At 73.5% G+C, this 11,971-nt stretch carries 12 protein-coding genes; 6 read left to right on the forward strand and 6 right to left on the reverse strand.

All coding sequences use genetic code 11. From position 1 onward, the window contains the following. Positions 1-35 precede the first annotated feature (35 nt). Entirely contained in the window at positions 36-368 is a 333-nt protein-coding gene (locus AB0C12_RS34585; protein WP_360554279.1) for a hypothetical protein, read from the reverse strand. Between the two features lie 446 nt (positions 369-814). Here AB0C12_RS34585 and AB0C12_RS34590 point away from each other — a divergent pair, with 446 nt between their 5' ends. Then, on the forward strand, positions 815-1,300 hold the full coding sequence (locus tag AB0C12_RS34590; protein ID WP_360554280.1) for a hypothetical protein: 486 nt from the start codon (positions 815-817) through the stop codon (positions 1,298-1,300). Here AB0C12_RS34590 and AB0C12_RS34595 read toward each other — a convergent pair. Together AB0C12_RS34595 and AB0C12_RS34600 are read right to left on the reverse strand one after the other, a co-directional pair. Continuing rightward, positions 1,293-3,974 (reverse strand): LuxR C-terminal-related transcriptional regulator, encoded by a 2,682-nt coding sequence (locus AB0C12_RS34595; protein WP_360554282.1) that lies wholly within the window; start codon positions 3,972-3,974, stop codon positions 1,293-1,295. The genes AB0C12_RS34590 and AB0C12_RS34595 overlap by 8 nt on opposite strands. A 149-nt stretch (positions 3,975-4,123) precedes the next feature. Continuing rightward, positions 4,124-5,485, reverse strand: coding sequence for a diacylglycerol kinase family protein (locus AB0C12_RS34600; RefSeq protein ID WP_360554284.1), 1,362 nt, complete (start codon positions 5,483-5,485; stop codon positions 4,124-4,126). Between the two features lie 322 nt (positions 5,486-5,807). Between AB0C12_RS34600 and AB0C12_RS34605 the strand changes: the two genes are divergently transcribed. The 4 genes from AB0C12_RS34605 (at position 5,808) to AB0C12_RS34620 (ending at position 10,015) form a co-directional block, all read left to right on the forward strand. After that, positions 5,808-8,354: a LuxR C-terminal-related transcriptional regulator gene (locus AB0C12_RS34605; RefSeq protein WP_360554286.1), complete on the forward strand. Its 2,547-nt coding sequence runs from the start codon at positions 5,808-5,810 to the stop codon at positions 8,352-8,354. 108 nt (positions 8,355-8,462) lie between these two features. Further along, positions 8,463-8,924 carry a hypothetical protein gene (locus AB0C12_RS34610; protein ID WP_360554287.1) on the forward strand — a complete coding sequence of 154 codons (462 nt, stop codon included), beginning with the start codon at positions 8,463-8,465 and terminating at the stop codon, positions 8,922-8,924. 21 nt (positions 8,925-8,945) lie between these two features. Beyond that, positions 8,946-9,419, forward strand: coding sequence for a hypothetical protein (locus tag AB0C12_RS34615; protein WP_360554289.1), 474 nt, complete (start codon positions 8,946-8,948; stop codon positions 9,417-9,419). A gap of 26 nt (positions 9,420-9,445) precedes the next feature. Continuing rightward, a complete protein-coding gene (locus AB0C12_RS34620) occupies positions 9,446-10,015 on the forward strand; it encodes a DUF308 domain-containing protein (RefSeq protein WP_360554291.1) in 570 nt (189 codons plus the stop codon). Between the two features lie 11 nt (positions 10,016-10,026). Here the strand turns inward: AB0C12_RS34620 and AB0C12_RS34625 are convergent, their stop codons facing one another. From AB0C12_RS34625 to AB0C12_RS34635, 3 genes are all read right to left on the reverse strand, one after another. Continuing rightward, a complete protein-coding gene (locus AB0C12_RS34625; protein ID WP_360554293.1) occupies positions 10,027-10,515 on the reverse strand; it encodes a DUF1269 domain-containing protein in 489 nt (162 codons plus the stop codon). Between the two features lie 75 nt (positions 10,516-10,590). Further along, positions 10,591-10,818, reverse strand: coding sequence for a hypothetical protein (locus tag AB0C12_RS34630; RefSeq protein ID WP_360554294.1), 228 nt, complete (start codon positions 10,816-10,818; stop codon positions 10,591-10,593). 4 nt (positions 10,819-10,822) lie between these two features. After that, positions 10,823-11,329, reverse strand: a complete 507-nt coding sequence (locus AB0C12_RS34635) for a DUF2231 domain-containing protein (RefSeq protein WP_360554296.1) — start codon at positions 11,327-11,329, stop codon at positions 10,823-10,825. Positions 11,330-11,429: 100 nt separating this feature from the next. Between AB0C12_RS34635 and AB0C12_RS34640 the strand changes: the two genes are divergently transcribed. After that, positions 11,430-11,971, forward strand: a 542-nt coding sequence (locus tag AB0C12_RS34640; RefSeq protein WP_360554298.1) for a cation:proton antiporter, incomplete at its 3' end; no start/stop codon positions are given.

Raw genomic sequence — 11,971 nt, forward strand, 5'->3', positions numbered from 1 at the left:
GAGCGCGCGGGGAGGTCAGCTGCAGCCGGGCGTCGTCACCACTGGGCCAGATCGAAGGAGTGGCGTCCGGGGTGGCCCTCGAAGAGCAGACAGGCGTCGTCGTCCTTGTCGTCGCCCGGCTCCTCGCTCACCCCGGGACAGGCCGCCACCTGCTCGACCGTGGAGGAGCTCATCGTCCAGCGGATCCACCACTCGATGTCGTCGTACTGCTGGCCGAGGGCGCCGTGCGGACCGGGGTGGCGGAACTCCAGCCGGCATTCGTGATCACGCCGCACGGGCTGGGCGGCGAAGGGCCGCCGCTTGAGCCAGAGCACCTGGAAGTCGCTGAGCTCTATCCGTGCAGGGCACCGTTCACCGGGCGAGAACACGAGGACACCGTACTGGTACACCGCGCAGATAGCGACACAATGCGGCATCACGGCGGGAGGGTGATGCCGGCCCGTCCCTGGACGGGCCGGCATCCGGCCGGACGACGGTGCGCCCACTCGCACCTGGACCCGGGGAGCGCGCCGCTGACTACGGGACGGTCGCGCTCGGATGGCGCGCCGGACAGGGCCCCTCAACGTCTGCCCGGCGTTGGCGCCGCGGGTCGCGGTCGCCGGCGTTCCCCCAGTCAGCCACACGCCCGCGGGTGCCTGCTCATCCCGGGGGAATGAGTCGCTCCGTCCGGTACGACCGGGATGACCGGCGGCGTGGACCGCCGGTCACCCCGGCCGGATGAGGCATCGGTCCGGGCCCATCGGGCAAGCTCGGCGCGACCCGCAGCCGCACCGGCACCAGGAGGACATCATGAAGCTCGGACCCGGGACCCGTCATGGCCACTGAGCAGCCGTCCCGCACGGTCTCGCGGCATCCGCCCGCACACTCCGCGCCGCGGGCCCCGCTGACCGCCCGGGCCACCGCGTGGCTGGGCTGGATCCTGTTCGTCAGCATCATCATGCTCTCGGCCGGACTGATCACCATCGTCCAGGGCCTGGTCGCGCTGTTCGACGACGACTTCTATGTCACCGCTGCCACCGGTCTGGCGGTCGGGGCGAGCTACCCGGCCTGGGGCATCGCGCTGCTGGTGCTGGGGGTGGCGCTGATCGCGGGCGCGTACGGCGTGCTGACCGGCTACGGCTGGGGCCGTACCGTCGGTGTGCTGGCCGCCGCGATCAACGCACTGGTCAACCTGGGATTCGCGGCGGCGTACCCGCAGTGGACCGTCCTGGTTGTGGCCTTCGACGTCATCGCCATCTACGCCCTGGTGGTGCACGGGGGAGCGGCCAAGGCGCTGCGTACGGGCGGGGCACCTAGATGAGGCCGCGCTCGCGGGCCCGGGCCACCGCCTGCCCGCGCCGCGGGGTGCCGAGCTTGCGGTAGATGGCCCGCATGTGGGCCTTGATCGTGTTGACCGAGACGCCGAGCTGCTCGCCGATCTCCGCGGCCGTCAACATGGTCGGCAGGTAGTGCAGCACTTCGGTCTCCCGGTCGCTGAGGGCCGTGATGCCGCCCGCGGTGACGTCCGGCGGCCTGGTCGCGCCGACCAGCCGCAGCAGGTCGGCGGTGAACGCGGTGTGTTCACCGGTCATCAGGCTCTGCCGGGTGATGAGCGGGCCGAGCCGCCCGTCGGCCAGGGTGACGAACGGGCGGCGGATCCCCTCCGGCGCGGCGATCATGATGGCCTTCGCCACCATCTCGGCGGCCTGGAGCCCGTGACCGGCCGCCTCGGCCACCAGGGCGCCCAGGATGCGGGCCTCCACCGTGGCCACGATCTCCGACATCAGGGAACCTCGTTCGGCCAGCAGGGCCCGGGCCTCGCCGAGGTCGCGGTCGGCCAGCGCGGCGCGGACCAGCAGGTTGCGTTCCGGCAGGCTGAGCCGGCCGCGCCGAGCCCGGCTCGCGTACCGCTGTCGCACCAGGTCGGGCCGGCCGGACCGCAGGTCCGCCTCGGACTCGGCGGCGAGCAGCCAGCGGTCGATCACCGGCATCCGGGCCCGCGGGTAGCGCAGCCGGTGCGCCTCCCGCAGGAACGCCCGCGCACTGGGCAGCCGGTCCTGGTCCATCGCCAGCCGGGCCGCGATGCCCATCGACATCTTCCACTGGGCCGCTTCGGGGTCGCTGCGATGGGCGCGCAGGCCCTGCTGGAGGACCCGTTCGGCGCGTGCGGGCCGGCCGCGTTCCAGCTCGACGAGCGCCGCCGCGTGGTGGGCGGCCACCACCTGCAGCGAGTTGGTCCAGCCGCCCCGCTCGGCCTTGTCCTGCGCGGCGCGGAAGTAGCTCTCGGACTCGCGGACCGAACCGAACATCACCTCGAGCAACGCGAGGTGGCCCAGGGCGTTGATCTCGACAAGATCCACACCGACCGTGTACGCCGCGCTCGTCGCCATCGAGAGGTACCGTTCGGCGGCCTCCGGGCGCCCGGTCCACAGCAGCCCGACGCCCCGGTTGTTCAGCGCGACGGCCCGGTACAGCAGGGTCGCGGGCAGCCGGACGACCGGCTCCTGGGAGAGCGCGGTGAGCTGGCTGACCGCGTCGTCGACCACCGCCGGCATGTCGCCGTCGACCCGGCTCACCGCCCCGCGCAGGGCCCGGATGGGCACCTCGACGGCGCGCCGCTCGGCGCCGGACCGGCCGGCCAGCAACTCCTCGGCTTCACCGAGGCGCTCGCGGATGCCGACGTAGTCAGCCGCGTTGAACAGCAGCATGGCCCCGCACAGCACCAGCTCGGCGGTGCTCCCGAGCTCCGCGGGCGGCACCTGTTCGAGGACCTTCACCAGGCGCCCGCGGTCGCGCGAGAGGATCATCGGTGCGGCGTCGACGACGAGCCGGCCCACGTACGCCCAGTCCTGTGCGGCGACCGCGTGCCCGAGGGCGTCGATGACCAGGCCGTGCCGGGCGTACCAGTCGGCGGCCCGCCGATGCAGTCGCGGCAGCATCTCGGGTGCCTGCACCATCAGGCGATGCTGGAGCACGTCGCGGATGAGGTGGTGGTAGCGGAACCAGGAGGGCCGGGAGTCCAGCCGCACCACGAACTGGTTGACGTGCTCGAGCTCCTCGAGGGTGCGCTGCCCGGTGTCGGTGAGGGTGATCGCGTCGGCCAGCTCGCCGCTGAGATGTTCGCAGATGCTGGTGTACATCAGGAAGTTCTGGAATTGCGGGGTCTGGCGGGCCAGCACCTCCTCGGACAGGTAGTCGTCGACAGGGCGCAGGTCACCGGTGAAGTCGGCGACGGATCCGCCGTCCGGCCCGGCCACGAAGGCCGCCGCGAGCTGCAGGCCGACGGCCCAGCCCTCGGTGCGCCGTACCAGCAGCTCCGTCTCGTCCGGGGGCAGGCGCACGCCCTGACCGGCCAGCAGGTCGGCGGCCTCCGCGGCGGTGAAGGCCAGGTCACCCGTGCGGATCTCGGTCAGCTCGCCGGCCGCACGCAGCCGGTGCAGGGGCAGGGCCGGCTCGGACCGGCTGATCAGGACGAGCCGCAGATCGTCGCGCGGCGGGCGGAGCAGGCCACCGAGGTCCCGGATCAGCCGCCGGTCGTGAATCACGTCGAAGTCGTCGAGGACCAGCACCACCGGTCCGTTGAGCCGGCTGAGCACCCGGCTCAGGGCCCGGATGTGTCCGATGCCGTCGTCCAGCAGGGCGTCCACGTCGCCGGAGGGCTGCCCGGCCGCGGTCACCGCCGTCGACCGGAGCGCGGCGAGCACGTGACCCGAGAAGACCTGGGGATCATTGTCGTACGGGTCGAGGGTCAGCCACGCGACGGGCCGGCGCCGGGTCGCCGCCCACGCGGACACCATCGTGGACTTCCCCCAGCCGGGACCGGCACTGACCAGGGTCACCAGCCGGCGCACCCCGGCATCCAGCAGTTCGGTCAGCCGCGGCCGGTACAGTCGCGAGCGCCCGATCCGGGGGCGGGACAGTTTGGGCGAGGCCAGCACCGCGTCGGCGCGGGCCGGTGGAATCCGGCCCTCGCGGTCCGTCTCACCGTTCTGCATCCCCATGCTCCCCCTTCGGCCCGTCCGGCACCGCTCGTGCGTCCAGCGCCCGGTTCGCGCCGGGCACGTGCGTCACCTGGCACGCAGGGCATCACGGATGGCGGGCTGCCGCAACATCCACTCGGGACATACCATCGCCGGCGCGGGCCTCAGCGGCGGCCGGTGGACAGGGCGAGCCGGCGGAGGCGGACCCAGTCCAGCTCCGGCCGGGGCGGCGGCACACCGGGCCGGTCGCGGGGCACCCGCACCCGCAACGCGGCCGGCTGGATCGTGCAGCGGACCGGCGTCGGCAGCAGGACGGCCTCGCCGTCGATGCCCACCGGCAGCACCGGGACGTCCGCGTCCACGACGGCCTCGGTCGCGGTGAGCGCGGTGAGTGACTCGGCCGCCCACCGGCGACCCCGGACGAGTCCGGCGGCGTCGACGGCACCCCGCACCCGGACCGCCAGGACGCCCAGCACGCCACCGTCCAGCCGCGGCCGGCGCCCCAGCCCGGCGATGTCGTCCGAACCGTACGGGTTGTTGCTGACCAGCACGGCCTGGGGCGCGGTGCGGACGGTGCCCCCGGTCAGCAGGCGCAACCGGGGTCCGCGGTGCCCGACGAGCAGGTCGGGCAGCATGGTCAGGGCGGTACGGACCTTGTCGTCACGGTAGGCCTCGCTCTGCACGACGGCCGCGTACGCCCCGAACGAGGCGTTGTTGACGAACGTACGGTCACCCACCAGCCCCAGGTCCACCCGGACCTCGACGCCGTCGTCCAAGGCCCGCAGGCACCTCGCCGGGTCCTCCCGGTCCAGGCCCAGATCGAGCGCGAAGTGGTTGCGGGTGCCCGCGGAGATCACCAGGAACGGGACGCCGAGTTCGGCCGCGACGGCGGCCACCCGGGCCTGGGTGCCGTCCCCGCCGGCGACGCCGATGAGGTCCGCCCCGTCGCTCACCGCCCGCCGGGCCAGCTCGGCGACGTCCGTCTCCCCGGGTCCGCCCAGCAGGACCACCTCGGCGCCCAGCGACCGGGCGCGCTCGTCCAGCGCGAACCGCGCCACCTTGCCGCCGCCGGAGAACGGATTCATGATCAGGAACGGTTGGCGCGGGGCCGGCTGTTCGTGCTCCACCGGGCCGGCCACTGTGCCGGACGCGGCCAGCGCGCGTCGTCCGGCGGCCAGGGCCCCGGTCCACAGCAGCACCAGCACTACCACCACTCTGATCTGGCGGTTGCCGGCCAGCAGGACCGCCACCGTCAGCGGAGCCAGCACCATGAGGGCTCCGGCGAGCCAGCGCCACAGCCCCCGGTGGGTGAGGAACCACCAGGCGCCGGCCAGACCGGCCGCCATCCCGGCGGTCATCACCGCCAGCAGCACCAGGCCCACCAGGACCCCCACGACCAGCACCACGACGGTGGCGGTGGCGGCGAGCAGGAAGGCGAGCCGGGCGAGCCAGCGCTCGGCCGGCCGGGACGGTACAACCGGCGCAGGCACCTCCGCCGGAGCGGCATATCGGGCATGGCTGGTCATGTCGCCTCCGTCGGTACGCGTCTTCCGGCAGTGTCGCCAGCCCGGACGACCGTCGCCTCATGCCCGCCGGATGAACCCGGGCGCCCGGCCGTCCGAGCGGGTGATCGCGGCCCGGCCGGATTATCCGAATCGGAGGATGTGCTGTCCGCCCGGCCCGGAGAGGCTCAAGTTCTGATTTGCGCCCACGGAGGGGGGTCCCGTGCGTGCCGTTCCACTTGCCATCGATCCGGTGACCGACGAAACGACGACGGCGAATCCGTTGTGGAGACAGCGATTCGCCATTCCCGACCGTCCGCCTTTTGTCGTCGGACGATCCCGGCTGGTGGAACGGCTCCGCCACAGCGACGCACCGGTGACCCTGATCGTGGGACCGCCGGGCAGTGGCAAGACGCAGCTGGCGGCCTCCTGGATCGCCGGCGTGCCGAGGCCCGGTGCCGTGGCGTGGATCAACCTGGAGGACGAGGACCGGGCCTGCCCATTCTGGACGGTCGTCCTGGAGGCGATGCGGCAGGCCGGTGTGCCGATCTCGCCGTCGCTCGCGTCGTCGGCTGTCGCCACGCCGGTGGACCGGTCCTTCCCGGCGCGGATCGCGGCCGAGCTGACCAGGCTGGACCAGCCGGTTCTGCTGGTGCTCGACGGCGTGTCCGATCTGGCCGGCGCCGCCTGGGCCGACGAGCTGGAGTTCGTGCTGCGGCACACCGCCGCGCTGCTGCGGGTGGTGCTGATCGGCCGGTGGGATCCGCCGCTGCCGACCCACCGTTACCGGCTGGCCGGCGAGCTGCTGGAGATCCGCGGTGCTGACCTGGCCTTCACCGCCAAGGAGGCCGACAAGCTCCTGGGCCTGCACGGCGTGCACCTCAGCGCGGCGAAACTGACGTCACTGCTGGAGCACACCGAGGGCTGGGCCGCGGGGCTGCGGCTGTTCGCGATGGCCCTGCAGGGCCGGCCGGATGCGGACAGCGTGGTCGACAGCATCACCGGCAACGAGGCGACGATCGCCGAGTACTTCTTCGACGAGGTGCTCCGTACGCAGCCCGTGCACGTGCGGTCGTTCCTGCTCGACATCAGCATCCTGGAGACCTTCACCGCGGAGCTGGCCGAGGCGGTCACCGGCCGGGCCGACGCCCGGGCGATCCTGGCCGAGCTGGCCCGGTGCAATGCGTTCGTCCAGCCGACCGCCGAGTTCTCGACCGTCTACCGCTTCCACCGGCTCTTCGCCGAGCTGCTGTGTGCCCAGCTGCTGTGCGCCGCGCCGGAGCGGCTGCGGCCGTTGCACCGCCGTGCCGCCGGCTGGTTCGCCCGGCGCGGGCAGACCGTCGAGGCAGCCGGGCACGCGGTCAAGGCCGCCGACTGGGACACCGCCGCCAGGGTCGTCATCGAGGACTACGCGATCGGCCGCCTGCTGACCGAGGGCCGCGGCGGTCCGCTCGGGGCCCTCCTGCACCGGCTGCCCGTCGATCTGGACAGCCCGGAGGCGGCGCTGGTGTCCGGCGCGCTGGCGCTGGCCACCGGCTCGACCGACGACTGTGCCCGGCACCTGCGCCGGATGCCGCCGGGCGACCGGGCGGGCCCCGGGGCCCGCGGTCCGGCGGTGACCCTGTCCGACCTGCTGCTGAGGGTCCTGCTCGCGGACGCCCGCGGCGCCGAGGAGCAGGTCCTCACCGGCACCTCGGCGGCCGAACAGGCGCTCACCCACGTGCCCACCGACCAGCTGGCCCGGCATCCCGAGCTGACGGTGCTGCTGCTGGCGGCCAAGGGCCGGGCGCAGAGTCGCCAGGGTGCGGTCGACGCCGCGGCGATGACCTTCACCCGCGCGATCGCCCGTGACGCGCCGGGCTCTCAGCTGCCCCGCCTGGAATGCCTGCAACATCTGGCTCTCCTCGAGGCCCACCGCGGGCGTCTCAGCCACGCCGAACGGCTGGCCGAGGAGGCCATCGATCTCGCGGAGCGGTGCGGCGTGGCGCCGGCCGGCCGGCCGGTCACCGCCCACGTCGCGCTGGCCTGGGTGGCCATGGAGCGGTACGAGGTCGACGGGGCAGGCCATCACCTGCGGGTGGCCGAGCAGCGTCGCCGGCCCGGCACCGCCGCGCTGACCACGGCGGCCATGGCCCTGGTGAAGTCGCGGCGGCTGCAGGCCCGGGGCGAACTGCGGGGTGCGGCGAAACTGCTCGAGGACGCCGGCGGCGACGGGCCGCGGACGCAGCGCTGGCTGGCCCTGGAGATCATCCTGGCCCGGGCCCAGCTGATGATCATCATGGGCCGGCCCGGGGACGCGCTCGGGCTCGTGGACGACCTGCCCGCCCCGGATCAGCCCAGGATCCGGGTGACGCACGCCGCGGCGCTGGTCGCCGACGGCGACGCCGCGCGCGCCCGGCAGGTGCTCCAACCGGTCCTCGGCACGGCCGGGCTGCCGTCGCCGGTGGCCGTGGAGGGCTGGCTCGTCATGGCGACGGCAGCGGCCCAGGACGGCGAGATCGCCGACGCCCGCCGGGCCCTGGGACAGGCCCTCCGCCACGCCATCCCGGAGGCGCAACGCCGGGTCGTGCACCGGGTCTGGGTGCAGCTGCGCCGGTTGCTGGGCGACAACGACGAGCTCGTCGAGCAGCACCGGCTGTTGCAGGGCGCGGCCCGCGGCGGCCGGTGCCCGGAGGCCGCGGACGCCGTCCCGGTGCTGGTCGAGCCGTTGAGCAGGCGTGAGATGGAGGTGCTGCAGGGCATCGCCGCCATGTTGCCGACCGAGGAGATCGCCGCCCACCTGTACGTGTCGATCAACACGGTCAAGACCCATGTCCGCAGCATCCTGCGCAAACTGTCGGCGTCACGCCGTAACGAGGCCGTGCGCCGCGCCCGTTCGCTGGGCCTGATCTGAGCCGGTGGGCCGGGCCGTCGAGGGTGGACTCACTCGTGGCGGATGGCGTGCGGCGATCCCGCGGCGCGGAGCATGTGTCCCGAAGCACCCAGCGGAAGGAGCTCGGTCGTGCGGGCATTGCTCATCGTCGGCATCCTCTTCGGGGCGCTGGTCATCACGATCGCCGCACGGCGTAGCCGGCAGCGGTTCCAGGAGTCCGGCGCCGCGTTCCGGTGCCGCCTGCGGGTCCGGGGTCACCGGTCGGCCATCTGGCCGTCGCTGGGCCGACGCTGGTCCCGGCCGATGTGGGCGCTGTGGGACGGCGACGTCCTGCTCGTCCGCCGCGGCCCGGTCCTCGCCCGGACGATCCCGTTGCGCGCGCAGCTGCCGGTCGAGGGCGTGCACCACCTGCTCGCCGAGGCTCCGCGTCGGTGCGGGTCGCGGCCGCTCGCGGTGGTGCTGAAGGTCTGGGACGGCTCCCGGATCGAGGTCGCCGCGGCCACGGACGACCGCCTGCAGGTGGTCGGGCCCTATCTGGCCGCGGCGATCAGTGACCTCCCGCGGGCGCCGGTTCCCCGGCGCCCCAGCTGACAGACGAAAGGTGGCATGCACATGTCGGACACCCAGCAGAGCACCACAGGCGCCCAGCGGACCGCGTCCTTCGCCGCGGACGAACCGTACGAGGTGCCGAGCCGCTCCCGGCCGACAGCCTGGGTCGGCGTGGTGCTCTTCGGCGGCATCATGATGGAGATGGTCGGCGGCTTCCAGCTCATCCAGGGCCTCGTCGCGCTCTTCAAGGACGACTACTACCTGGTCAGCCCCAACGGGCTGGTGGTCGAGGTGAACTACACGGCGTGGGGCTGGACCCATCTGCTGATCGGTCTGGTGGCCATCGCGACCGGCATCGGGGTCATGCTCGGGCAGACCTGGGCCCGGGTGCTCGGCATCGTGATCGCGGTGGTCAGCGCCCTGGTCAACGTGGCGTTCCTGTCCGCGTACCCGATCTGGAGCACGATCATCATCGCGATGGACGTGCTGGTGATCTACGCCCTGGCCGTGCACGGCCGCGAGACCACGCGGGCCTGATCCGGTCGAGGGCGGAGGGCGGGCCGGTGGGCTACCGCGACGGGCGGGCCGAGCCCACCGGCCGGACCTCGCACGGCATGCGGATGGCGACCGGTGTCCTGCTGTTCGGGGCCGGCGCGAGCGCCCTGGCCTGGCCGTCAGCCACGGTCCGGGTGCTCGGCCTGCTGTTCGGGCTCAATCTCGTCGTGACCGGCCCGATCCGGGCCGGTCTGCTGCTGGTGGTGCCCGGTTACCCGCGGCTGTACCGGATCGCCGGAATCGTCGGTGGCGTGCTGACCACGATCGCCGGCCTGATCTGCCTGCGCAGCATCGCCGTCTCGGTGGTGCTGCTGATCGTGGTCGTCACGGCCGGCGGCGCCCTGAACGCGCTGCTGGGAACCCTGCTCAGCACGGATGGTGCTGCGGAGAGCCGGAGCAACCGGTACGTGGTCGCCGGCTCGGTGCTCCTGGTGGCCGCCGGCGTCGGCCTGATCCGGCCGGAGCTCGAACCGGCGACCCTGGCCCGCTTCGGCGGCGCGGTGCTGCTCTGCGCCGGGACGGCCCAGCTGATCCGATCGATCGCGGGTTGGCGGGTGGCGTACCGGGCACAGGTGTGACCCGGCCGGCCTCACCTGGCTCCGAAGGTCTCGTGCAGGACTTCCTGTTCCGCCTCGGTGAGGTTCGTCGCGATCAAGGTGCTGTTGCGGCCGTGGAACCGCTCACCGAGCCGATCCAGATCGCCCTGCTCGGTCACCAGGAAGAGCGCCGAGGTGCCCCGCGTGACCTGGGTGCGGATCTTCTCCAGCTGCTCCTTGGTGATGCCGGAGTCCTGCGTGGCCTTGCTGATCGCGCCCAGCGCCGCGCCCGCGACGCCGCCGACCACCGGGACCATGAACAACGAGCCGACCAGCAACCCCCACAGCGCGCCCCAACCGGCGCCGTGCCTGGTCTCGTCGTGCCCGTGTGCCATGGTCGGTTGCGCGGCGTCGGCCGGCCAGCGGACCACCGCGTGGTCGTCGATCTTGACCAGCCGCTCCGCCGCCGCATCCTTGAGGACGGCCGCGGCGCGGTCCGCGCCGTCCGGGTCCTCGAACTTCCACACCGTGAAGGTCGTCATCGCCTGCTCCCGAGGTCGCTGGTAGCTGCCGGCGACCCGGTCCGCAGTCCGTGCGCGGGAACCGGGCCGGCGGCTTCAGCTTCCGCCGGCGCGCCGACCGGCGCCTCGTCCGCCCGGGATGAAACCGCGGGCCCGGCGGCGCTCGACCGCGTCCTCGATGAGCAGGGAGATCAGGACGCCGCCGGCCGCCGCGACGAACGGCAGGACGAGCAGCAGGCCGTAGTCGACCCGCGGGGGACGTCCGCGGAGCACGTCGAGGGCGGTGACGAGCCGCTCGCGGGCGATGATGTGGTTGGCGGTCATCGGGTCACCTTCCCCGTTGCTGGTCTGCCCGGCGTCCGTCCGCCGGGTCGTCGAGGAGCTGTGCCAGCCGTACGGTCGCGGCGCCGGCCCTCGCCCGCCGTACGCCCGGCGGCGCGGCCGCGGCCACGCCCGCCGCCACCGCCATGCTCAGGCCGATCATCTCGACCAGCAGCAGACCGGGTCCGGCGGTGCGTTCCGGGGTACGCATGCGCAGCATCAGCACCACCGCGAAGACGACGAGCACGCCCGCGTCGAGCAGGAAGCGGCGGGTCGCCGGTCGCGTACCCGTGCGGGCTCCGGCGGTCAGCTCGCCGATGCGTACCGCCAGGGCTGTCGCCAGCCCACCCAGCAATCCGGCGACCACGGTGCAGTAGGCCAGCGTGCCGATGATCCGGGGGCCGCCGAGCAGCTGGAACACGTCGAGGACGACCGCCACCGCCAGCAGGCCGAGCGGGAACATCACCAGGACGGGTTCGACAGCGTTGCCTCGGATGCTGAGCCGGTTCTCCATGCGGTTCCTCCGTGGCCCCACTGTGCTGCGGCGGCCCGGTCCGGCACCTCATCCCGCTCGGGTGACCCCGCAGCCGGTTTCCTGCGCTGCAATGAAAGGCATGACATCGGGGGCCCTGGCCTTGATCGCGGCCGTCGTGTTCGCCTGGGGGGCGTTCTCGGCGAAGCTCGAGCGCGCCGACCTGACCGCCCCGATGGTCTTCGTCGGAATCGGCATGCTGCTGGCCCTGGGCCTGCCCGCCGGTGCCGGTGCCGCCGGGGTCACGGTCCTCACCGAGGCGACGCTCGCCTGGGTGCTCTTCTCCGACGCCTCCCGGGTCGGCCTGCGTGAGCTGCGCAGCGACGCCGGGGTGTACGGCCGGCTCCTCGGCCTCGCCCTGCCGCTGACCGTCGTGGCCGGGGCGGCCGGCGCCTGGCTGCTGCTCGACGCCCCGCTGCCCTGGTACGCGCTGCTGATCGGAGCCGCGCTCGCGCCCACGGATGCCGCGCTCGGTGCGGTCGTGATCACCCATCCGGCGGTACCGGCCCGGATCCGGCGCATCCTCAACGTGGAGAGCGGGCTGAACGACGGCATCGTCACCCCGGTCGTGCTGGTCGCGCTGGCCGGTGCCGCGTCCGCTCACGGGCACGAGGGCGCCAACGC

This window comes from Actinoplanes sp. NPDC048967 (assembly GCF_040649415.1).
Lineage (GTDB): Bacteria > Actinomycetota > Actinomycetes > Mycobacteriales > Micromonosporaceae > Actinoplanes.